Origin of the sequence: Vibrio sp. B181a, assembly GCF_030248375.1 — a bacterium.
Classification (GTDB): Bacteria; Pseudomonadota; Gammaproteobacteria; order Enterobacterales; family Vibrionaceae; genus Vibrio; species Vibrio campbellii.
Genome location: NZ_JAHGAD010000007.1, coordinates 259525 through 282942, shown reverse-complemented (window position 1 = coordinate 282942; position 23418 = coordinate 259525). Strand labels below are relative to the sequence as shown.

Sequence of the window (23418 nt, the reverse complement as noted above, 5' to 3'; positions counted from 1 at the left end):
TAAATTATACGTTTTGCTTAATTTACTTTCATATTTACTAATTACCTATTCCGTTATTGGGTTGGTTTCTTCTCTTTTTTTTGTGAATTATCTGTCAATTCAAATAAGTTAGCCGTTTAGTTTTTTTTATTTTATAGCTATGTGCTTGTTATGTATACTTATTGTGTGAGCAATGTCGCTTATTTGCTAAATAAAAATAACAATATTATTATTTCCAAACTCATTTGGTTTAAATGTGTTCGTGGCACTGGAGTATTATTTTATTTAAGACTTTATTACCCATGAAGAATATATAGGTATAAAAATTGTGGTTTAAAGGTTGATTCATGTACAAAATTAAAAACTGGTTAATACATTCTGACCATCCACTCGTTACTAATTTAATCACAAATGAAGAGAAACGTATTGGTTACCACGACCATCTGGTCATTTTGATGCTTTGTGAGAATGCTGGAAAAATAAACACGAAAGAAGAGCTATTAAAAGGCGCTTGGCCAGGGAAGCATGTCTCGGAGGGCTCTCTGACACAATCTATTAGTGCGATACGCACCCTAATTGAAGATGACGGTAAAGCTCAAAAGCATCTTAAGACCGTCGCTAAGGTTGGATATAAACTAGAAAGTGATGCGGTTTCATGGCAAGGGGAAGAACAAGATGGATTGATGAATCAGGATACTTCTTTGGTTGAAAAGTCTGATTCAGAAGATAGCGTGTTGGTGCCCACCGTTGTTGACAGACTTCGACTTAAACTGAGTCGTAATCACATGTACATCGCCGCTGGCTGCTTGTTTGTGTCTATTGCGGTGATTTTTCCGTTTGTGTTTACCGAAAAGAACTCAAGGTTAGGGGGTTGGTTACCGTTAACAAAAATATTCTCCACTCAACACATCACCGTTTATTGTGATGATGAAGAAGAAGCCAAGGCCGTTGCTAAAGGCGTAGCGCCTTTGGTTAGAGAGAAGGTTGCGCAAGGTAAGTTAGATCGACTCGTCCTCGCTCATTCAGATGAAACATTATCCATTGTGATACTCAAGCCACTTTCACCTCCTATCAACCTTGTTGTTATGTTTGACTCTCCCCAATCAAGTGAGAGTCTGGTCGATATGATTCAGGTAGAATTAAACGATTATGTATATTAAAAATAAAAGTGTTTATTTTCTTTTCTTCGCTCTTAGCTTAATGCTGACTTCCATTGTGCTTAGTCTTCAAACACAAAATAATGTTCTGGTCAGTGCCACCACTCTCTATATGTCCATGGATGGCGAATCTCTTGCAAAAGAACATATGGAAGTTGTCATTAGCGACAACAAATTTGAAGCGGTAACCGTCATTAAAGAAGCTGGATTGGACAAGCCTCTCGATATTTTTACGAAAGGTGAGTTTCATAATAAAGAGGCGGGATTGTTCAATGTAAGCATAAGTGAAGAGTATATAAGTAATATTGAATTAAGCACTCGAGATAACGAAGTGTTACTTTATAATAAATACCTTGACGCAAGACGAAAGCTATCTTTCTTTAAATCTGTTCAGGTCGTGGAGAAACTACCACACAACTATAAGCTCATAATCTCTAATAGCCCTGTGAAAAAGATGATTGCGATAAAGATGGGAAAGCAAGAAGAAGTCAAATTTTATAATAGCTACTGATTCTTTTAATAGTATTTTGAGATTAATTTCAGATATATTTTACTATTGATAGTTGGGTCATTATGGAACTATGTCTCTGTAATTTATTAAGAGGCAACGTATCATGATTAGATATATTTTACCCATAATTTATTTGCTGATAAGTCTGGCTGTAGAGGCTGATGAGATTAGTGCTCCACCAAAAATAATGAGCTATAACGTTTATATGCTTGACCACCGCCTTGGCATTTTCGTTGGTGGAACAAACCCAAATAAGCGAGCGGAGTTATTATCGAACTCACCGGTTTTTGACGATATTGATGTGCTCGTATTTAACGAGGTGTTTGATAATCAAGCAAGCACAATACTGATTGATGCACTAGCTCAGAAGTTTGGGTATAGGACTCCTGTCCTTGGCCGTACTAAAAGCGGTTGGGACCACACCGAAGGCTGGCGCTCGACTTCTCTCGATGATGGCGGTGTGATTGTACTCAGTAAGTATCCTATTGAGTACAAGTCGCAAGTTATCTTTAGAGAGGGATGTGGCGCTGATTGGGCATCTCAAAAAGGTTTTATTCATGCGGTCATTAACAAAAACGGAGAGCGATACAATATTGTTGGCACGCATGTGCAAGCGGATGACAACACCTGCAGCATTCCTCCTTCTGTTGTTCGACAAGACCAGTTCGCACAAATAGAGAACTATATTTCAGGTGCAAATCGTTCATTTGACGAAATGTTTTTTATTGCCGGTGATTTAAATGTAGCGAAGGACTCACAAGAGTTTCCTACAATGATTGAGACTTTAAATGTTTCAGAGCCGACTAATTATGCTGGTGCGCCATACTCCTGGGACCCAGCAACTAATGGCTTAGCACACGCGAACTATGCAGATTTAAAAGGCCAACTGCTTGACTATGTCTTTGTCGAACGAAGCCATAAGCAACCCAAAAATTGGCACAACCAAGTCTTGGATGTCGTTTCAAAGAGAGTGACGCTACCTGGTACACAGGAGCCGTATTACTTTTACGAGTATTCCGACCACTTCCCCGTTGCCGCGTTCGAGTACGCGGATGAAAGCACGCCAACCCAAAGCGCTCGTCCCCAAAATAAACCCTATAATGCCATTCGACTAAAGCATCAATTGACGGGGCAATATGTTTACGCCGATGCAAATGTCTCGAATGGTTATCTTACTTACGGTAGCGATGGCAGCGTGCCGAATGCAGAGTTTAAATTAGATAATTGGTATCCTTACAACGGTACGTGTATTCACGACCATGACTACGTACAAATTTCACGAAGAGATGGTTATAAAGACTACTACTGGACTTATAGTGGTAGTAAGTATTATACCGAAGATCGCGACTCTTCTGACTTTATGAAAATCAGCCGCCAAGTGGAGTCAGATGACTGTATCCAGAATGGTGATGTCGTCTATATTTATGATCATGCACATCTGCTATGGGCTTCAGCGAATGAATATCTTGAGCCTAGCGACTCGTACATTAAAGCAACCAAGGAACTGCCGGTTGGAGATAATGGACTATTTATTGTTGAAATGAACGACTTTAAGTTTTCTGATTGGAAATCGACGCTAACTTACAAGTAAATATCGTCTAATTGTTATTTTAAATAAATTATTCTTCAGGACGATCAATCATTCGTTTGAAGCCTGATGGTTAAACATTTTCAAAGTAAAAGCCACAGTTTGTGGCTTTTTGTTTATATAAATAATTTATTAAAACATTAAGTTGTTTAGTTAATCGATTACTGTGATGTTTCGCTAAAGGTATAGGAAACCTTTAGCTGAGAATGAGTGATAAAAAGTTAGAGCGGTTTGTTGCTCTGTAAGGTGTGGAATTATGAACTTTGACGGATATTTTGACAAAATAAAAAATCAAATAAAGAAAGTTGAATCACTTGAAGAACTACTTATATGGCGAAAAAGAACGAATATCGGTCACTCCGGGCTTTCATTTAGAACGACGCGAGGACGATTGACTTCCCATAGCTACCGAAGATTTAAGGAGGAGAAATCTAAATCTTTTTAGGTTTTTATATCAAATTCTCAGTTTGTTGATGCTTGTTAAATACTTATTAATACGTTCATAGCTACTCAGGAAAAATCAAAAATAGAATTGATGCTTTTATTGCCAATTATTTGTGAATAGATTCTTTTTACTCGTTAAATTAGTGAGGTATCGACATTGGTGCAAACACGATTAAAAGGAACAAGTGATGAAAATAAAAAGTTTCAGCCTGAGCTTGATAACAGTCTCTATGTTATCGGGTTACGCTCATGCATCTCCTATCCCAGGAATTGATGATGCTTACTTTAAGGGAGCTGATGAATATGTTGCTTACGACGATCCGGCGACAGCATGTGACATATTCAATGCCAAAGTAGCGTACATTAACAATCATTTAGAGCAGCAGGGATTACCGGGTAAAATTGCGAATCTTTGTCAGCATGCAAGAATAGAAGATGGTCAAATTGAAGAGCAATTTATCATCACTTCTCAGAATGGCGCGTATCACTATGGCAAGGAAGACTATAAAATTCGCGAACAGATTGATGTCGCTCGAACTATTGATCTGTTGATGTTTTCTCAGTCAAACAAGACGAACTATATCATGGCGGTTGATGGCAGCATGAATGTGACTCGCCAAACCCTTGCTGACGGTGGCTACTACTTTGAATGGGTAGATGAAGAAGTTGCTCCGCACTTTTGGTACGGAGAAGGCTACATGGGGCAGATGTTCCATGGAAACTCTCAATTTAACTTCATGTCTGGCGAAAATGCTTATAGATTCGCTCGTAAAAAAGCAGTTAATGAAGCGCCAAATGATGTTGAAGAGCAATCAAGGCTAACTTGGAAGTATTTGGCTGAAGAGTGTGAAAACGATAGAGGTAACGACTACTGTCTTCCTCAGAACCGTTATGGAAATCTGTTTGTGAATCAGCAAAGCTTTCCAAGCTCGAGTAATGTGAATAAAGAGATTTCTCTCGCTGAGAGTACATCTTTTAGCTTTGATATTACGGGTTCTTTTGAAGCAAGCAAATCAGACGGCCCTTCTGCTGGCCTCGCTGTAGGTTTTGGCTTTAGTCAAACAAAAGAATCTAGTCAGACGCACAGTATGCTGAATTACACATCGGTTGATGAAGGTAATGACATTGGCCACTCAGTTGTTCAAACGATTAATACACGTGCGGTGGGAGAAGCTGGCTGGCGTGCAGATAATCCCAAAAATGAATTTTGGCATGTAAAGAATGCTGCTGAAATTTGGGGTGAAGACCTTTACCGAGTTTACGACCTCAAGAGTTATGAGACGTGGCAGGAAAACTACACTTCTGATTGGAATACTTGCCAAGATCAAAAACTTGTCTTTGGTAACGCCGTCACCGTTTCGCGTGCTTACCTCAATACTTATGGCGACAACTGGACAATTAATGAGAACGAGTCGACGTTGTACCAAAGAGAATCTAACTACGGTATTACGATAGATACCGATTGTACTGTTGATGACAAGGGTCAAACCTTCCGCGTTATGAAAGAAACAATTCTTTAATTATTAGAGGGTAAAGAGAATGAATTTTGTTAAAAGTACTATTTTTACAAGTACACTGTTATTGTCTTTGGCTTCTCATGCTGCAAGCCTATCTACGATTGGAACCCAAGATAATGGTGTTTTCAATGAGATGAAGCAAATTCAACTTAAGTCTGCTAGAGAGCGAAGCTCTTCGAAGTCTGCGGATATCTTTTTCATTAATAGTAATGATATTCAAGTTGAAGATTTGACCAAAGAGCTGCTTAAAGATTTTAACTCTATCGTGATCGTTGGCGATTCTTTTAAAAACAAAGAGTTGATGATTAAGCTAGTTGGATTTGGTATCGAGAGGGAAGTGGTAGCGATTACTAATATCCACGACTCATCAAAGCGTCAGATCAATACCTACAGTAAAGGTGATGAAGCTGGTGATGATAAAGTTGCTGCAGTGCTAATGGATACGATCGCTCGTCGACTTTAATCGTAAATGAATTGACTCTATTTGGAGTTAACGCATTTTGACGAGTAACTGATAGCTTTAAAGCTTAACTAAGCCACGGATTTATCCGTGGCTTTTTTGATCAACATCTAGCGATGAACAAATCAAAAAATTAAAACGCAAAAAGCCGCATCGAGTGATGCGGCTTTTCTAAATTTGGCTCCTCCTGCTGGGCTCGAACCAGCGACCTGCGGATTAACAGTCCGTCGCTCTACCAACTGAGCTAAGGAGGAATTGCTTTGCTTGAAAGCGGGTCGAATCTTACCGAGCAGCCCTAATTCTGTCAACACCCAAAAAACACATTTTTAGCAAAAAATCATGCATTTTATTCTTTACTTTTTTGTAGTCCTTGCCAGTAAAGGGCTAGAGTTACTTATCCACTAAAATTGTGGATAACTATGTTGATGAGATCTGAGTAAAGATCTTTTATATGCAACAGAGTTGCTTTGGTTTGAGTTTTTAAGCAGAAATATGCAATGAATAATCAGATAAAACAGTAATTTATTTAAATTAACTCAGAATTGCGCAAAGTGGATAAGATTCAGCCTTTTGGGGATAAAGGATAATATTGGCTATTTTTGGGGAAAAGTTGTGGAAACTGAATTTAGATGATCTGGGATGCTTCATCAAGTAGGGCGGGAGACTATAACAGAGTCACCAAACTAAGGCTAGACCAAAATAGAGAAAGCGCAAAAATTAATCGTAATGAGCTATAAATCTAAAATAGACGTAGATTTCATCTAATAAGGTGTATATATATACAGCCAAAGTGCAGGAAATTTGAGGAAGGGTATGAGTAAAGTTTATGAACTGGTCTCTGAATATCAACCATCCGGTGATCAGCCAACCGCCATCAAACAGTTATTAGAGGGTTTAGACTCAGGCCTTGCCCATCAGACTCTGTTGGGTGTAACGGGCTCGGGTAAAACATTCACACTGGCAAACGTAATTGCAGAAGCGCAGCGTCCGGCGATTCTTCTCGCGCCAAACAAAACACTTGCCGCGCAACTGTACGGCGAGATGAAAGCCTTCTTCCCAAATAATGCCGTTGAGTACTTCGTTTCTTACTACGATTACTATCAACCCGAAGCTTATGTGCCAACGACGGATACCTTTATCGAAAAAGACGCGTCGGTGAATGCTCACATAGAGCAGATGCGTTTATCGGCAACAAAAGCATTATTGGAACGCAAAGATGCAATCATTGTTGCGTCGGTTTCGGCCATTTATGGTTTGGGTGACCCAGAGTCGTACCTACAAATGATGCTTCACTTGCGCCGCGGTGATGTGATTGACCAGCGCGACATGCTGCGTCGTCTTGCAGAACTTCAATATTCACGTAACGATGTTGCGTTTGAGCGTGGCCAGTTCCGCGTGCGTGGTGAAGTGATTGACATCTTCCCGGCGGAATCAGACCAAGACGCCGTGCGCGTAGAGATGTTTGACGATGAAGTCGACTGTATCAGCGTATTTGACCCATTGACTGGTGTGGTCAAACAGCGAGACCTGCCGCGTTATACGATTTACCCAAAGACGCACTATGTCACGCCACGTGAGCGTATTCTTGATGCCATTGAAAGCATTAAAGACGAGCTTGAAGTGCGTAAGAAGCAGCTGTTAGACAACAACAAACTCCTAGAAGAGCAACGTATCAGCCAGCGCACTCAATTTGACATTGAGATGATGAACGAGCTGGGTTTCTGTTCCGGTATCGAAAACTACTCTCGTTACTTAAGTGGACGAGCGGAGGGGGAGCCGCCACCAACGCTATTTGACTACTTACCTCACGATGGCTTGCTGATCATCGACGAATCACACGTTACCGTACCGCAAATTGGCGCGATGTATAAAGGTGACCGCTCACGTAAAGAGACGCTGGTGGAGTTTGGTTTCCGTTTGCCTTCTGCATTGGATAACCGCCCGATGAAATTCGAAGAGTTCGAGGCGATTTCTCCACAGACAATATTTGTCTCTGCAACGCCGGGTAACTACGAACTTGAGAAGTCAGCCGATGAGATTGCGGACCAGGTTGTGCGTCCAACGGGTCTGCTTGATCCGGAATTAGAAGTTCGCCCAGTTGCTACTCAGGTTGATGATCTGTTGTCTGAGATTCGAATTCGCGCAGCGCAAGACGAGCGTGTTCTTGTGACGACGCTAACCAAGCGTATGGCAGAAGACTTAACCGAATACCTGCACGAGCACGATGTGAAAGTTCGTTACCTTCACTCAGATATTGACACGGTTGAGCGTGTAGAAATCATTCGCGACCTTCGTTTGGGTGAATTTGATGTGTTGGTTGGGATCAACTTATTGCGAGAAGGCCTCGATATGCCAGAAGTGTCGCTGGTGGCAATCTTGGATGCAGATAAAGAAGGCTTCTTGCGTTCAGAGCGTTCATTGATTCAGACCATTGGTCGTGCGGCTCGTAACATCAAAGGTAAAGCGATTCTTTACGCAGATTCGATCACTAAGTCGATGAAGAAAGCGATGGACGAAACAGATCGTCGTCGAGAGAAGCAAAAAGCGTATAACGCAGAGATGGGTATTGAGCCTCAAGCCTTGAAGCGAAATATTAAAGACATCATGGAGTTGGGGGATATCACCAAATCGAAGCGTCAGCGTAATACTAAGCAAGTGCCGCTATCGAAAGTGGCAGAGCCTTCTCAGACTTACGAGATCATGTCTCCACAACAGCTGGAGAAAGAGATCAGTCGTTTGGAAGCGGCGATGTACCAACACGCTCAAGATCTTGAATTTGAATTGGCGGCCCAGAAACGTGACGAGATTGAAAAGCTGCGCGCTCAATTTATCGCGAACAGTTAATTCTTCTCTAAGCGTAATTTCATTGCCACACCTAATGCCCGAGTGACTGTGTTTACGACCATATCTCGGGCATGTCCCGTTCCCAAATCTGCAGACAAAAAAGAAGCCAATAGGCAGTCGGATCTATTGGCTCGTTCTGTGAACATGTCGTTCACTAACAACGTCAGTTGGCTAGGTGACCCGAGGGGTCAAAAAGTATACAGCATGGTTTATGCCATAATTTAACCTGTTGATATTCGGTTTACTTTGTTTAGAATACCCACAGTCTAACAAATGATTATTTGCAAAATGCAAAGCGTAATGCGATTATTATTTAAAACACAACGAAAAATCGGCTAGGCTATGCAACAAATAACAGAAGGTCAAAAGTCTCGTTATCTACTAATGGTAGAAGACACCGCATCCGTTGCGGCACTTTACCGTTCTTACCTCACGCCACTTGGCATCGATATCAATATTGTTGGAACAGGCAGAGATGCCATTGAAAGCCTGAACCATCGCATTCCTGATCTTATTCTGCTCGATCTTCGTCTACCTGATATGACGGGGATGGACGTATTGCACGCGGTGAAGAAAAGCCATCCAGACGTGCCAATCATCTTCATGACAGCCCATGGCTCTATCGATACTGCGGTAGAGGCGATGCGTCACGGTTCTCAAGACTTCCTAATCAAACCATGTGAAGCAGACCGTTTACGTGTCACGGTGAATAATGCGATCCGCAAAGCAACCAAATTAAAGAATGAAGCTGACAACCCTGGTAACCAAAATTACCAAGGCTTCATCGGCAGTAGCCAAACGATGCAGCAGGTTTACCGTACCATTGACTCGGCAGCGAGCAGTAAAGCGAGTATTTTCATCACGGGTGAAAGTGGTACGGGTAAAGAAGTGTGTGCCGAAGCGATTCACGCAGCAAGCAAACGTGGTGATAAGCCGTTTATCGCCATCAACTGTGCGGCAATCCCGAAAGACCTTATTGAAAGTGAGCTGTTTGGTCACGTGAAAGGTGCGTTTACTGGTGCTGCGAATGACCGACAAGGTGCGGCAGAGCTTGCTGATGGCGGCACGTTGTTCCTTGATGAACTCTGTGAAATGGACTTGGATCTTCAAACTAAGCTATTGCGCTTTATCCAAACGGGTACATTCCAAAAAGTCGGTTCTTCTAAAATGAAGAGCGTGGATGTACGCTTTGTGTGTGCAACTAACCGAGACCCTTGGAAAGAAGTGCAAGAAGGCCGTTTCCGTGAAGACTTGTATTACCGTTTGTACGTGATTCCTTTGCACCTTCCGCCGCTGCGTGAGCGTGGTGAAGACGTTATTGAAATTGCATACTCGCTGCTTGGTTATATGTCTCATGAGGAAGGCAAGAGTTTCGTCCGTTTCGCACAAGACGTGATTGAAAGATTCAACAGCTACGAATGGCCGGGTAACGTTCGCCAGTTGCAAAACGTATTGCGTAATATCGTGGTACTGAACAATGGCAAAGAGATCACGCTGGATATGTTACCGCCACCACTGAATCAGCCTGTTGTGCGCCAATCGGTAGCAAAATTTATTGAACCTGACATTATGACGGTGTCAGATATTATGCCGCTTTGGATGACAGAGAAAATGGCCATCGAGCAGGCAATTCAAGCGTGTGAAGGCAACATTCCACGCGCTGCTGGCTATCTGGATGTTAGCCCATCAACGATTTATCGCAAGTTGCAAGCTTGGAATAGCAAGGACGAAAAACAAAACGTATGAATACGGACGTATTAAATCAGCAAAAAATTGAAGAACTGTCTGCGGAAATTGGCAGCGATAATGTTCCTGTTTTGCTTGATATTTTTCTTGGGGAAATGGACTCCTACATTGGCACTTTAACTGAACTTCAGGGCTCAGAGCAGCTGTTGTATTTAAAAGAGATCAGCCACGCACTGAAAAGCAGTGCTGCAAGCTTTGGCGCAGATCGATTGTGCGAACTAGCAATTGCCATCGACAAAAAAGCAAAAGCGAATCAATTGCAAGAGCAGGGGATGGAGATGAGTGAAATGCTCGATTTACTTCATATCACTCGTGACGCCTACCGTTCTTGGACAAACTAACGTTTCCAGAACGACATTAAGCGCAACGCAAAAACACAAAGCCCTTCCGGTGTGGAAGGGCTTTTTTGTTTAGGGAGTTTGCTCCGAATCGAAGCCGCTTTCTCAATGCTTTTCGTCTAGTCAGACAGTAGTTGATTTTCAATCGCGAGCTTTAGTTTGTCTCGGTCGTGGCGCCAATCACGGTTCGTTGAAGCCAATGACTCCGTGACTACGTTCCAGTTATCCAGCACTTCTTGCTCAGTCTCTTCAGCCAGTACCACATCGATCTTACGGCCTTGGCACGCACGCTCACACCATTCAAGCTTTTGCTTCATCGTCATACGGCCAGCAGGGCCATATTCTGGGCTCAAGTTTGCCACAAAGATGACTTTCGCCTTTTGGTTAGCAGCAATCGCTTTACCAATTTCAGGCAGCAATAGCGGCGGCATGATGCTCGTTAAGAAGCTTCCCGGACCAAGAATGATGACATCTGCTTCTGAAAGCGTTGTAACGGCTTCTTTGGTTGCAGGGACTTCCGGTGACAGATCAAGACGACGCAGATCGGTTTCCATTTCATCCACATTGGTTTCACCTGTGACCCATTGCCCATCTACTGATAGAGCCGTTAGGTCGGAAGGGTGCTCAGACATAGGCAGAATGTTTACGTCGACCTTCAGCATATTGCGAATAAGGTTGATCGCATCTAGTGGTCGTACCGACAGGTTGTCCAATGCCGTCAGCATCAAGTTACCTAGGTTGTGTCCATCTAACTCGCCAGTACCTTTAAATCGGTACTCAAACATCATCGAGCTGATTGATGGTTCGGTGATCAACTGGTTGATACAGTTACGAGTATCACCCCAAGCAATACCCCCCTGACAATGACGAATACGGCCCGTAGAACCGCCATTATCTGTTGTCGCAACAATGCCAGTTGCATTGCCGCCAAAATCTTTTAATGCCGCTAACATACGGCCCAAACCGTGACCACCGCCAACTGCGACCACTTTCTTATCGGTGTAGATATTCATTACGTTCTTCTAATAATCTTGTAAAAAACGACTACAATTTAACTTAATGAGTGCCAAAGAGGTACTCACTAAGCGGTAAATTGTGTTTCCAGAGAGTTTTTTATCACTCAAGTCTGGATTCCATTACAAATATTAAGTATTTTACACGGCAAAGCTATCAGGGGGTTATCTCCTCTGGTTGCCATAACTCCGAGCTCACTATGCTAAGTCCAAGGATAGGCGTCTTGAGCCAGTGACATACTGTCACAAGGGCATAATTGGAAATGATTATGCCTCCCGTGTTTGGAAAGGTGTTCCGTGGCGCAACAATTCGAAGACAAATTTCATCGTAAGTTCTATTACTTGCGTCTGTCTGTGACCGACGTATGTAATTTCAAATGTACCTATTGCCTTCCTGACGGCTACAAGCCATCGGGCAATAAAAACTCGTCTTTCTTATCTCTCCCTGAGATCAAACGTGTCGTAAAAGCGTTTGCAGATTGTGGTACCTCAAAGGTACGTATCACCGGTGGTGAGCCGAGTTTACGCAAAGACTTTACTGACATTATTCACTCAGTCGCAACCACGCCGGGTATCAAAAAAGTCGCCACAACGACGAATGGTTACCGCATGGCGAAGCAAGTTGCAGATTGGCGTGAAGCTGGCCTTACGCACATCAACGTGAGTGTGGATAGCCTGGACCCACGTATGTTCCATCAAATCACTGGTGAAAATAAGTTCACCGAGGTGATGAATGGTATCGAACGTGCGTTCGAAGTGGGTTATGAGCAAGTCAAAGTCAACGTGGTGCTGATGAAAGACCTCAACCATAACGAGCTGCCTGCTTTTCTTAATTGGATAAAAGATCGTCCTATCCAACTGCGTTTCATTGAATTAATGCAGACGGGAGAAATGGATGATCTGTTTGCTAAGCACCATGTCTCTGGTGTCGCTATTCGCAATCAATTAATTGCCAATGGTTGGTTACTTAAAGTTCGTTCTCACAACGATGGCCCTGCTCAAGTTTTCGTTCATCCAGATTACAAGGGTGAAATTGGCTTGATCATGCCGTACGAAAAAGACTTCTGTGAGAGCTGTAACCGACTTCGTGTATCGGCTATGGGTAAACTGCATTTATGCCTGTTTGGTGATCATGGCGTGGAATTGCGAGACCTGTTAGAACGTGACGAGCAAGAAAACGAATTGATTGAACGTATTCAAGCTCAACTGCAAACGAAATCCGTTAGTCACTTCTTGCACGATGGCAATACAGGTATGACGCCACATCTTGCGTCTATCGGCGGCTAATTCCAATCAGATTTTACATCGGGAGCTGACGTGGCTTCTGATGATTTTTCCAGAATCGATACCTTACGTATCAAAGCAAACTTAGAGAATAGGTGAACAAATGGGTCACGCTGAAAGCAAATTTCAACCTGCAAACATTGCCGTTCTAACGGTATCTGACACTCGTACTGAAGAAAACGACACTTCTGGTGGTTACCTAGTTGAACACGCGAAAGAAGCGGGTCACAACGTTGTTGATAAACAAATCGTTATCGATGACATGTACAAGATCCGCGCGATCGTTTCTCAGTGGATTGCTGACGAAAACGTACAAGCAATCATGATCACTGGCGGTACAGGTTTCACTTCACGTGACAGCACGCCAGAAGCACTTAAGCCTCTGTTTGATAAAGAAGTAGAAGGCTTTGGTGAGTTGTTCCGTTTGGTTTCTTACGAAGAGATCGGTACTTCAACGATCCAATCTCGCGCAATTGCAGGCTTTGCTAACCACACGGTTATTTTCGCAATGCCAGGTTCTACTGGTGCGTGTCGTACAGGTTGGACGAAGATCATCAAGCAACAGCTAGATGCAAGTCACCGTCCTTGTAACTTTATGCCTCACCTATCTGTATAACCTTTCCTAAAAGCGAAGGAAAAACAATGACCCAATTTACCCATATCAACGCGTCTGGCGAAGCTAACATGGTCGACGTGTCCGCAAAAGCGGAAACGGTACGTGAAGCGCGTGCTGAAGCATTCGTACACATGGCTCCAGAAACGTTGCAATTGATCGTGTCTGGCCAGCACCACAAAGGTGATGTGTTCGCCACAGCTCGTATCGCTGGCATCCAAGCCGCGAAGAAAACTTGGGATCTGATCCCGCTTTGTCATCCTCTTCTATTGTCTAAAGTTGAAGTTCAACTGGAAGCCATCGAAGCAGAAAACAAAGTACGTATCGAGTCTGTGTGTAAGCTTGCAGGCAAAACCGGCGTCGAGATGGAAGCGCTAACGGCTGCTTCTGTGGCGGCTCTGACGATTTACGATATGTGTAAAGCAGTGCAAAAAGACATGGTTATTGGTCAAGTTCGTCTTCTTGAGAAGACGGGCGGTAAATCGGGTCACTTCAAGGCGGAATAATGATTAAAGTACTTTTCTTTGCTCAAACGCGTGAGCTTGTTGGTATCGATGGCCTAGAACTCGAAGAGCAGTTCAGCAATGTTGAGGCGATTCGCGCACATTTGGTCGAAACTGGTGCAGATAAAGAAGGTAAATGGGATCTAGCGCTAGAGCCAGGTAAGTTACTGGCTGCGGTAAACCAGTCTATCGTGCCTTTAGATACAGCAGTGAAAGCGGGTGATGAGGTTGCCTTCTTCCCACCGGTAACAGGGGGCTAATATGGATCCTCGCGTTTCTGTACAAGCTGAAGACTTTTCGGTTGATCAAGAATACCAACGTCTATCAGAAGGCACATCTTCTGGTGCGGTAGTGACCTTCATCGGTAAAGTTCGTGATATGAACCTTGGCGACAACGTGATTGGTCTTCACCTAGAGCATTATCCGGGTATGACGGAGAAAAGCCTGATCGACATCTGTGATGAGGCGGAATCACGTTGGCCTCTGTTAGGCGTTCGCGTTATTCACCGTGTTGGTGATCTCGACACGGGTGACCAAATTGTGTTTGTTGGTGTCTCTAGTGCACACCGTGGTGCGGCATTTGATGCTTGTGAGTTCATCATGGACTTTCTAAAGACCAAAGCGCCATTTTGGAAAAAAGAGCGCACGACTAGTGAAAACCGCTGGATTGAGTCGCGCGATACCGATCATCAAGCTGCACAGCGCTGGGAAAAGTAGGGCAGTTTTTTATTCTGCTAACAACCCTTTCAAAGCCAGATGTTAATAACGTCTGGCTTTTTCTTTTTTTAGGGCTGAAACAGCCTATATTTCCTTCTGTGATTTGCCTTCAAAATCACCACCTTTCCTTTCTTTCTCCTCTCGGTGACCTTGTTCACAATAAAAAATATCTAACGGAATATATGCAATTATTTATTAGACTCAATGTGTCATAAATGTTAACTTTTTTACATATATCTAGCATAAGATGCTATCAATAAGTTTGAAATTAGATTTATCGAAAGTTTCACCTGTCAAATAAGCGGGTGAATCAGTATTTCTCTATTCAATACTTTTATTGCGGTATTTATTGCTAAATATGTGCACTATTTACAGAATTATTAGTTTTTTTGCTACCTCTTTATGGCAAATTACTTCAATGGTTGCTAATGTGTGCCGCAGTCTTTGTAAGGTTTTAGAATTTTGTGCTCAAAAAGTGCACTAAAAACTTCTAAAATACTGACCGTTCCAGTCCCTTGCAGAGAAGTCATGGATGCTAATGAAAAACTTGGAGTTTTACGCATGTACAAGAATAAAATCACCAAAGCCCTTCTTCTAGGTGCTGGTCTGGCAGTGGCTGCCTCTTCTACTACCGCTTTCGCTGCTGACGTTCCGGCAGGCACTAAACTAGCTGAAAAACAAGAAATCGTTCGTGGTAACGGTACTGAAGTTGCAACAATTGACCCGCATAAATCTCAAGGTGTTCCTGAATCACATGTGATTCGTGATCTTCTTGAAGGCTTAGTGAATCAAAATGCAGACGGCGACACTATCCCTGGTGTAGCTGAGAGCTGGGAAACCTCAGACAACAAAACTTTCACTTTTCACCTGCGCAAAGACGCTAAATGGTCTAACGGCGATCCTGTAACAGCACAAGATTTCGTATACAGCTGGCAGCGTGCAGTCGATCCTGCAACCGCTTCGCCATACTCTTGGTACATGGAATACACCAAGATGAAAAACGCGAAAGACATCGTTGCGGGTAAAAAAGACAAAAGCGAGCTAGGTGTTAAAGCGACTGACGACCACACACTTGTGGTTGAACTAGACACAGCGGTTCCTTACTTTGTAATGATGGTTGGTCACACAACAATGAAACCAGTACACAAAGCGACAGTTGAGAAGTTTGGTGATCAATGGACGAAACCGGAAAACTTTGTAGGTAATGGTGCATATAAACTGAGCAAATGGGTCGTAAATGAACGTCTCGAGCTTGTTCGCAACAGCGAATACTGGGATGACGCCAAAACAGTTATTGGTAAGGTGACTTTTTTACCGATAGAGAACGCAGTTTCAGAGATGAATCGATTCTTATCTGGCGAAATTGATATTAGCTATCAACTGCCAGTAGAGCATTACAAGCGTCTAAAAAAAGAGCACCCTGAGTCCCTCTCGGTTGTTGGTAATCTTTGCACTTATTACTACTCATTCAACACCAAGAAAGAGCCTTTTAACGATGTTCGCGTTCGTAAAGCAATTTCTTACGCTATCGACCGTAACATTGTAGCAAACGCGATTCTTGGCCAAGGTCAGAAGCCTGCGTACTTCCTAACGCCGGAAATCACAGCGCACTTCAACCCTGAGCTTCCAACTTACGGTAAGATGACGCAAAAAGAGCGTAACGAAGAAGCAGCACGCCTATTGGCGGAAGCGGGTTACGGCAAAGACAACCCTCTTAAATTCTCTCTTCTATACAACACAGATGAGAACCACAAGAAGCTAGCAGTAGCGCTTGGTTCTATGTGGAAGAAAACTTTGGGTCTAGACGTAACGCTAGAAAACCAAGAGTGGAAAACTTACCTATCTACGAAAGACCAAGGTGATTTCGAAGTAGCACGCGCAGGTTGGTGTGGTGACTACAACGAAGCATCTTCATTCCTAACCCTTATGGTTAGCTCGAACACAACTGGTGGCCAGCACTGGGGTAACAAAGAGTACGATGCTTTGATCGACAAAGCGATCAAATCGACTTCAGAAGAAGAGCGTACCAAGCTCTATTTAGAGGCTGAAAAACTAATGGCAAAAGATATGCCTATCGCGCCTATTTATCAGTATGTCAAACCTCGCTTATTAAATCCGCACGTTGGTGGTTTCCCTGCTAACAACGCGGAAGAAAAGATCTACACCAAAGATCTTTACATCAAAGCAGACTAATTAAAGTCGCTTCAAGACTATAAGAATAAGGCCCACACGTCCCAAGAAAGGGACGTGCGGTGCCTATCATCAATTTTTTTAACTGTCACAGACTGAAAGAGTGAGTTTATGCTTAAATTCATCGCAAAAAGGATATTTGAGGCGATCCCAACAATGTTGGTTTTGATCACCGTATCTTTCTTTCTTATGCGTTTCGCACCGGGTAACCCATTCTCGAGCGAGCGTCCATTACCGCCAGAAGTTATGGCGAACATTGAAGCCAAATACGGTCTAGATAAGCCTGTGTTTGAACAGTACACCACGTACTTGACTAACGTTGTCCAAGGCGACTTTGGTCCTTCATTCAAATACTTAGATTACACAGTAAACGAGCTAATCTCGGTAGCACTGCCAGTATCGGCGAAGGTGGGTTTCATTGCCTTTATCTTCACGGTCATTCTGGGGGTGACGATCGGGACCATAGCCGCGCTCAAACAAAACTCCTGGCTTGACTACACCATTATGTCTACGGCGATGCTTGGGGTAGTAATGCCATCTTTCGTGTTGGCGCCAGCTTTGATTTACTTGTTCTCGCTCCACTGGAATTTATTCCCTGCTGGTGGTTGGCACGATGGTTCATGGCAATATTTGGTACTACCAGTGATCGCCATGTCACTGCTTTATGTCGCCACGTTTGCTCGTATCACTCGTGGTTCAATGATCGAGACATTGAACAGTAACTTTATCCGTACTGCCCGTGCGAAAGGTCTAAGCTACCGTTACATCATCCTGAAACACGCATTAAAACCAGCTCTGCTTCCTGTAGTGTCTTACATGGGACCTGCGTTTGTCGGCATTATCACTGGCTCGGTAGTTGTTGAGACCATCTTTGGTCTGCCAGGTATTGGTAAGTTGTTTGTAAACGCAGCCTTCAACCGTGACTACTCGCTAGTAATGGGTGTAACCATTTTGATTGGTTTCCTATTCATCTTGTTCAACGCTATCGTTGATATTCTGCTAGCAATGATTGACCCGAAAATTCGCTACTAACAGGGAAGTATGGTTATGTTAACGAAAAAAGAGAATCTTGAAGCGGTCGAGAAATTTGCAGAGAACCTGGAAGTTGAAGGCCGTAGTTTGTGGCAAGACGCCCGTATCCGCTTTATGCGTAACAAAGCGGCGATGGTGAGCTTGTTCATTCTTACATTGATGACCCTTGCGGTAATCTTCCTGCCAATGTTGGCACCTTACACATTTGATGATACAGACTGGTACGCAATGCACGTCGGCCCAAGTGCTGAGCACTGGTTCGGTACTGACAGCTTAGGTCGTGACCTTTATGTACGTACGCTGATTGGCGGTCGTATCTCTCTAATGGTTGGTGTTCTAGGTGCATTGGTTGCGGTTGTGATTGGTACGCTTTACGGTGCGGCTTCTGGCTTCATCGGCGGTAAAGTTGACCGTATAATGATGCGTATTCTTGAAATCCTATACGCGGTTCCGTTCATGTTCCTAGTTATCGTACTGGTAACATTCTTCGGCCGTAACATCGTTCTTATCTTCGTCGCTATCGGTGCTATTGCGTGGCTAGATATGGCTCGTATCGTACGTGGTCAAACGCTAAGTCTACGTAGTAAAGAATTTATTGAAGCGGCACACGTTTGTGGTGTGAGCAAGTGGAAGATCATCACTCGCCACATCGTTCCAAACGTACTGGGTATCGTAGCGGTTTACTCAACACTACTTATCCCAAGCATGATTCTGACCGAATCATTCCTTTCATTCCTTGGTCTTGGTGTACAGGAACCAATGACAAGTTGGGGCGCACTTCTACAAGAAGGTTCGCAAACAATGGAAGTGGCAATCTGGCAGCTGGCGTTCCCAGCAGCATTCATGGTTGTGACTCTATTCTGCTTCAACTACGTTGGTGACGGTCTGCGCGATGCGCTGGATCCAAAAGACAGATAATTAAAAATAGAAAGAATAAAGGAAGCAATGATGAGTTTATTAGATGTCAAAGATCTGCGCGTCGAATTTACCACGCAAGATGGTATCGTAACCGCAGTAAACGATTTGAACTTCTCTCTGAATCAAGGTGAGACCCTAGGTATCGTAGGTGAGTCTGGTTCAGGTAAGTCACAAACTGTATTCGCAATCATGGGTCTACTGGCTAAGAACGGTATTATCTCTGGTAGTGCGAAATTCGAAGGTAATGAGATTCTTAACCTTCCAGAAAAAGAGCTGAACAAGGTTCGTGCGGAACAGATCGCTATGATCTTCCAAGACCCGATGACGTCTCTTAACCCATACATGAAAGTGAGCGATCAGCTGATGGAAGTACTGATGCTGCACAAAGGTATGGGTAAAGCAGAAGCGTTCGAAGAGTCGGTTCGCATGCTTGAAGCAGTAAAAATCCCAGAAGCTCGTAAGCGTATCACCATGTACCCACACGAGTTCTCAGGCGGTATGCGTCAGCGTGTAATGATCGCAATGGCGCTGCTGTGTCGTCCAAAACTGCTTATTGCGGATGAGCCAACTACGGCATTGGACGTTACGGTTCAAGCGCAGATCATGGATTTGCTGAACGAACTGAAATCTGAGTTCAACACTGCAATCATCATGATCACGCACGACCTTGGTGTCGTAGCGGGTTCATGTGACAAAGTGCTAGTGATGTACGCAGGTCGTACCATGGAGTACGGCACGGTGAACGAAATCTTCTACAACCCAAGCCATCCTTACGCGGAAGGTCTATTGAAGGCAATTCCTCGTTTGGATACAGAAGGCGAGATCCTGCCGACGATTCCAGGCAACCCACCTAACTTGCTTCGTCTACCACCTGGTTGTCCTTACCAAGATCGCTGCCACCGTGTGATGGATCGTTGTAAGCGTGAAGCACCAATTCTGACGCCGTTTGGTGATGGCCGTCAGCGTGCATGTTTTTCTGAATGGGAGGCTTGGAGCAAATGAGTACAGACAAAAAACTAATTCTGGATGTATCTGATCTGAAAGTTCACTTCAGCATTGCATCAAAATCTGCATGGCCTTGGGCAAAACCTTCAAGCCTAAAAGCGGTAGACGGCGTAAACGTCCGTCTATACGAAGGTGAGACTCTTGGGGTAGTAGGTGAGTCTGGTTGTGGTAAATCGACGTTTGCTCGCGCGATCATTGGTTTGGTCGAAGCAACAGATGGCGAAGTTGTTTGGTTAGGCCAAGACCTAACGAAGATGAAAGACGTCCAACGCCGTGAAACGCGTAAAGAAATCCAAATGATTTTCCAAGATCCTTTGGCTTCTTTGAACCCACGTATGACAGTGGGTGACATCATCGCTGAGCCGCTAGAGACGTTTTACCCAGAATTAACTAAGCAAGAAGTGAAAGACCGCGTTAAAGAGATGATGGCGAAGGTTGGTCTACTGCCAAACGTTATCAACCGTTACCCACACGAGTTCTCAGGTGGTCAGTGTCAACGTATTGGTATCGCACGTGCACTTATCCTTAAGCCGAAGATGATCATCTGTGACGAACCGGTATCAGCACTGGATGTATCGATTCAGGCTCAGGTGGTTAACCTACTGAAAGAGCTACAAAAAGAGCTAGGTCTTTCATTGGTATTTATCGCCCACGATTTGTCAGTGGTGAAACACATCTCTGACCGTGTATTGGTTATGTACCTAGGTAACGCTGTTGAACTGGGTGAAGCAGAAGCATTGTTTGCCGATCCAAAGCACCCATACACACGTGCGTTGATGTCAGCGGTTCCAATTCCGGATCCGAAAATTGAACGCAGCAAGAAGATTCAGATGCTAGAAGGTGATCTACCATCACCAATTAGTCCTCCTTCTGGTTGTGTGTTCCGTACTCGTTGTCCACAAGCAACAAAAGAGTGTGCGAAGACTAAGCCACACATCGAAGGTTCAGACGTTCACGCAGTATCTTGTCTACACGTAGCAGTGTAATTAAATTCGGCCTGTGACGGGCTTAAGCGCGGCTCCTTTTTATAGGGTCGCGCTTTTTTTATGCCTACGATTTCTCTTAGTTTTAGTTCATTCGAAATTCTTGAACAAGATGGACTAAATGGTCGGATTCTAAGCTGTACATGAAGCGCTAATATAGTAGAAAACAGAATATGAGGAGAGCAGTCATGGGTAAGTTAGTTGAAGGCGTTTGGCACGACGTATGGTACGAAACTAAATCAAGCGGTGGTAAGTTTGTTCGTGAAGATGCAGGCTTTCGCAATTGGATAAAGAACAAACCTGATGCAACGTTCCAGCCAGAGTCGGGCCGTTACCATTTGTATGTTTCACTCGCTTGTCCGTGGGCGCATCGCACACTGATCTTCCGTAAACTCAAAGGCTTGGAAAAGCACATTGACGTCACCGTTGTGTGTCCAGATATGCTAGGTGAAGGCTGGCAAATGGGACTCCCAGAGCCACTATTCGGTCACAGCCGAATGCATCAGATCTACACTCAAGCCAAGTCCGATTATACTGGTCGCGTTACCGTTCCAGTTCTGTGGGATAAAAAGACCAACACGATCGTGTCGAATGAATCGTCTGAAATCATCCGTATGTTCAACTCCGAGTTCAATGAATTAACGGGCAACCATGATGATTATTACCCAGAGCAACTTCAAAGCGTGATTGATGAGTGGAATGACTACATTTATCCGAACGTGAATAATGGCGTATACCGTTGTGGTTTTGCGACAACGCAAGAAGCTTATGAAGAAGCGTTTGATTCACTGTTTACTGCTCTGGATAAAGTTGATGCACATCTTGCGACGCATCGTTATCTAGCAGGTAATAAAATCACCGAAGCGGATTGGCGCCTATTTACTACTCTTGTTCGTTTTGACGCTGTGTATGTAGGCCACTTTAAGTGTAATAAACAACGCATTGCGGATTACCCAAATATTCAGGGTTATTTGAAAGAGCTTTATCAAGTGGAAGGCGTCGCAGAGACTACCGACTTCTACCACATTAAGCGTCACTACTACTTCAGTCATACGGGTATCAACCCGACGCAAGTCGTACCAAAAGGGCCTGAGTTAGATTTGGATTCACCCCATGACCGAGATTTAATCTAACTTCAAGCTCTCCGAGAAAAGCGCCATTTGATATAGCGCTTTTTCTTTTTTCCAATATCTTCCAATCATCACAACTTCTTTCCGCTCATAACATAAACTGATGATATAACGGCCGATCTTGGACTGAGGTGGGGTATGGATATCAATGAGTTTGTCAGTGGCGAGCATCTAATTTGGAATCTGTTTATTGCGCTGTTATTGGGGGCAATTGTCGGAACCCAACGTGGCTGGGTAATGCGTAATAGCGTTGAAGGCAGTCGCGTTGCGGGTATCCGTACCTTCTCTTTGGTCGGTTTGCTGGGTGGCTTAGTTGGGATTCTTGCCAACATCTACACACCGTTATTGTTTGGCTTTGCGTTGATTGCTTTGGTTATTCTTGCCTGTATTGCGTTTGTGATTCAACAAAGAAAGAGTGAGGACATCAGCATTACTGGCGTGGTTAGTTTGGTGATCACCTTTGTTCTTGGCAGTCTCGCTGTTTCTGGGGAGCCTGTTCTTGCTGCGGCCGCAGCGGTTATCACTGCGGTGGTACTGGATAACAAGAAAGAGCTTCATCAGGCGCTTCAGCGTCTCCAAGAGTACGAGCTTGATGCTGCTTTGCGTCTGCTGCTCATTTCTATCGTCCTATTACCTCTTTTACCCAACCAAGCTTACGGCCCATGGAAGGCTTTGAACCCTTATGAAATTTGGTGGATGGTGGTGCTGATTGCCAGTATTTCATTTGTTGGTTATTTCGCGATTAAGATCGGCGGTGCAAAGCGGGGTATTTTGTTTACGTCTGTCTTTGCTGGGCTAAGTTCTTCTACTGCACTTACACTGCAGTTCTCTCATCTTTCACGGGAGCAAGCGAATATCAGTCCTTTGCTTGCCAGCGGCATACTGCTAAGTTGCGGGACTATGTTTCCTCGGTTGCTGATCGTTCTTTCGGTGATTAATCCCCAATTAGTGACATTGTTGGGACCCGTTGTCTTGGGCATGATGGCTGCCCTCTATTTGCCTGCTTGGTGGATATGGCGTCGCAGCGAGGTTGAGAAAATAGAACAACCGAATAAACAAACCAACCCATTAGCCCTTCAATCGGCGCTTTTCTTTGGGGTTGTGCTCGCCGTGATCATGTTGTTATCGCATGCACTGTCTGATCTGTTTGGTAGTGCTGGTGTGCTAATACTGTCTGCGCTATCTGGTATTACGGATGTTGATGCTATTTCCCTTGCGCTTGGGCGGCAAAGTATCCAAACCTTGAGCGTGGAAACCGCGGCATTGGGTATTCTGATCGCGGCCTCAGTTAATACAGTGGTAAAAATGGGGATGGTTGTTGCAATAGGGGATAAGGCATTATGGAGAAGAGTTGCGCCCGTTATGGTTGGCAGCGTGCTTTCTGGCGCTATTTTGTTTTTGGCTTTGTATTGATTTATTCGAACACAAAGTGAAAAAAAACCTCGC

General features: G+C 43.9%; 21 protein-coding genes, 1 tRNA gene and 1 riboswitch. Of the genes, 20 read left to right on the top strand and 2 right to left on the bottom strand.

Annotated elements, in window-relative coordinates:
- The first annotated feature begins 326 nt into the window (after positions 1 to 326).
- From KIO97_RS03220 to KIO97_RS03200, 5 genes are all read left to right on the top strand, one after another.
- Positions 327 to 1139 carry a winged helix-turn-helix domain-containing protein gene (locus KIO97_RS03220; protein ID WP_285380956.1) on the top strand — a complete coding sequence of 271 codons (813 nt, stop codon included), beginning with the start codon at positions 327 to 329 and terminating at the stop codon, positions 1137 to 1139.
- On the top strand, positions 1129 to 1647 hold the full coding sequence (locus KIO97_RS03215) for a hypothetical protein (RefSeq protein ID WP_285380954.1): 519 nt from the start codon (positions 1129 to 1131) through the stop codon (positions 1645 to 1647). The genes KIO97_RS03220 and KIO97_RS03215 overlap by 11 nt, the downstream gene beginning before the upstream one ends.
- A gap of 103 nt (positions 1648 to 1750) precedes the next feature.
- Positions 1751 to 3238 (top strand): sphingomyelin phosphodiesterase, encoded by a 1488-nt coding sequence (gene sph, locus KIO97_RS03210; protein ID WP_285380952.1) that lies wholly within the window; start codon positions 1751 to 1753, stop codon positions 3236 to 3238.
- Between the two features lie 629 nt (positions 3239 to 3867).
- Positions 3868 to 5199: a hypothetical protein gene (locus KIO97_RS03205; RefSeq protein ID WP_045372857.1), complete on the top strand. Its 1332-nt coding sequence runs from the start codon at positions 3868 to 3870 to the stop codon at positions 5197 to 5199.
- Positions 5200 to 5218: 19 nt separating this feature from the next.
- Positions 5219 to 5659: a hypothetical protein gene (locus KIO97_RS03200; RefSeq protein WP_038889848.1), complete on the top strand. Its 441-nt coding sequence runs from the start codon at positions 5219 to 5221 to the stop codon at positions 5657 to 5659.
- Positions 5660 to 5834: 175 nt separating this feature from the next.
- Here KIO97_RS03200 and KIO97_RS03195 read toward each other — a convergent pair.
- A tRNA-Asn gene (locus tag KIO97_RS03195) sits at positions 5835 to 5910 on the bottom strand.
- 559 nt (positions 5911 to 6469) lie between these two features.
- Between KIO97_RS03195 and uvrB the strand changes: the two genes are divergently transcribed.
- From uvrB to luxU, 3 genes are all read left to right on the top strand, one after another.
- Positions 6470 to 8500, top strand: coding sequence for an excinuclease ABC subunit UvrB (gene uvrB / locus KIO97_RS03190; protein WP_045379097.1), 2031 nt, complete (start codon positions 6470 to 6472; stop codon positions 8498 to 8500).
- 342 nt (positions 8501 to 8842) lie between these two features.
- The gene (gene luxO / locus KIO97_RS03185; RefSeq protein WP_005433212.1) at positions 8843 to 10246 is read left to right on the top strand and encodes a quorum-sensing sigma-54 dependent transcriptional regulator LuxO; all 1404 of its coding nucleotides are present in this window, start codon (positions 8843 to 8845) and stop codon (positions 10244 to 10246) included.
- Positions 10243 to 10587, top strand: a complete 345-nt coding sequence (gene luxU / locus KIO97_RS03180) for a quorum-sensing phosphorelay protein LuxU (protein ID WP_005433209.1) — start codon at positions 10243 to 10245, stop codon at positions 10585 to 10587. Before luxO ends, luxU begins: the two co-directional genes overlap by 4 nt.
- Positions 10588 to 10703: 116 nt before the next feature.
- On the opposite strand, the gene KIO97_RS03175 is transcribed toward luxU, so the two are convergent.
- Positions 10704 to 11597, bottom strand: coding sequence for a YvcK family protein (locus KIO97_RS03175; RefSeq protein ID WP_005531401.1), 894 nt, complete (start codon positions 11595 to 11597; stop codon positions 10704 to 10706).
- 175 nt (positions 11598 to 11772) lie between these two features.
- A riboswitch (molybdenum cofactor riboswitch) is annotated at positions 11773 to 11906 on the top strand.
- Here KIO97_RS03175 and moaA point away from each other — a divergent pair.
- The 12 genes from moaA to KIO97_RS03115 all read left to right on the top strand — a co-directional run bounded on the left by moaA (position 11895) and on the right by KIO97_RS03115 (position 23385).
- Entirely contained in the window at positions 11895 to 12884 is a 990-nt protein-coding gene (gene moaA, locus KIO97_RS03170) for a GTP 3',8-cyclase MoaA (protein WP_005531402.1), read from the top strand. It overlaps the preceding riboswitch by 12 nt.
- 100 nt (positions 12885 to 12984) lie before the next feature.
- A complete protein-coding gene (moaB, locus tag KIO97_RS03165; RefSeq protein WP_005433210.1) occupies positions 12985 to 13497 on the top strand; it encodes a molybdenum cofactor biosynthesis protein B in 513 nt (170 codons plus the stop codon).
- Between the two features lie 26 nt (positions 13498 to 13523).
- Positions 13524 to 14000 (top strand): cyclic pyranopterin monophosphate synthase MoaC, encoded by a 477-nt coding sequence (moaC, locus tag KIO97_RS03160; RefSeq protein ID WP_005433216.1) that lies wholly within the window; start codon positions 13524 to 13526, stop codon positions 13998 to 14000.
- The gene (gene moaD / locus KIO97_RS03155) at positions 14000 to 14257 is read left to right on the top strand and encodes a molybdopterin synthase sulfur carrier subunit (protein WP_005433220.1); all 258 of its coding nucleotides are present in this window, start codon (positions 14000 to 14002) and stop codon (positions 14255 to 14257) included. The genes moaC and moaD overlap by 1 nt, the downstream gene beginning before the upstream one ends.
- Position 14258: 1 nt before the next feature.
- Positions 14259 to 14714 carry a molybdopterin synthase catalytic subunit MoaE gene (gene moaE / locus KIO97_RS03150; protein WP_005433207.1) on the top strand — a complete coding sequence of 152 codons (456 nt, stop codon included), beginning with the start codon at positions 14259 to 14261 and terminating at the stop codon, positions 14712 to 14714.
- A gap of 561 nt (positions 14715 to 15275) precedes the next feature.
- Positions 15276 to 16907: an ABC transporter substrate-binding protein gene (locus KIO97_RS03145; protein ID WP_282248864.1), complete on the top strand. Its 1632-nt coding sequence runs from the start codon at positions 15276 to 15278 to the stop codon at positions 16905 to 16907.
- A 108-nt stretch (positions 16908 to 17015) separates the two neighbouring features.
- Complete coding sequence (gene oppB, locus KIO97_RS03140; RefSeq protein ID WP_005433208.1) at positions 17016 to 17936, top strand: oligopeptide ABC transporter permease OppB; 921 nt, start codon at positions 17016 to 17018, stop codon at positions 17934 to 17936.
- Between the two features lie 15 nt (positions 17937 to 17951).
- The gene (gene oppC / locus KIO97_RS03135) at positions 17952 to 18854 is read left to right on the top strand and encodes an oligopeptide ABC transporter permease OppC (protein ID WP_005531413.1); all 903 of its coding nucleotides are present in this window, start codon (positions 17952 to 17954) and stop codon (positions 18852 to 18854) included.
- Positions 18855 to 18884: 30 nt separating this feature from the next.
- The gene (locus tag KIO97_RS03130; RefSeq protein ID WP_010449362.1) at positions 18885 to 19856 is read left to right on the top strand and encodes an ABC transporter ATP-binding protein; all 972 of its coding nucleotides are present in this window, start codon (positions 18885 to 18887) and stop codon (positions 19854 to 19856) included.
- Positions 19853 to 20845, top strand: coding sequence for a murein tripeptide/oligopeptide ABC transporter ATP binding protein OppF (oppF, locus tag KIO97_RS03125; protein ID WP_285380945.1), 993 nt, complete (start codon positions 19853 to 19855; stop codon positions 20843 to 20845). The genes KIO97_RS03130 and oppF overlap by 4 nt, the downstream gene beginning before the upstream one ends.
- A 185-nt stretch (positions 20846 to 21030) precedes the next feature.
- Positions 21031 to 21975 (top strand): glutathione S-transferase family protein, encoded by a 945-nt coding sequence (locus KIO97_RS03120; RefSeq protein WP_285380943.1) that lies wholly within the window; start codon positions 21031 to 21033, stop codon positions 21973 to 21975.
- Between the two features lie 135 nt (positions 21976 to 22110).
- Positions 22111 to 23385, top strand: coding sequence for an MgtC/SapB family protein (locus KIO97_RS03115; protein ID WP_285380942.1), 1275 nt, complete (start codon positions 22111 to 22113; stop codon positions 23383 to 23385).
- Positions 23386 to 23418 lie beyond the last annotated feature (33 nt).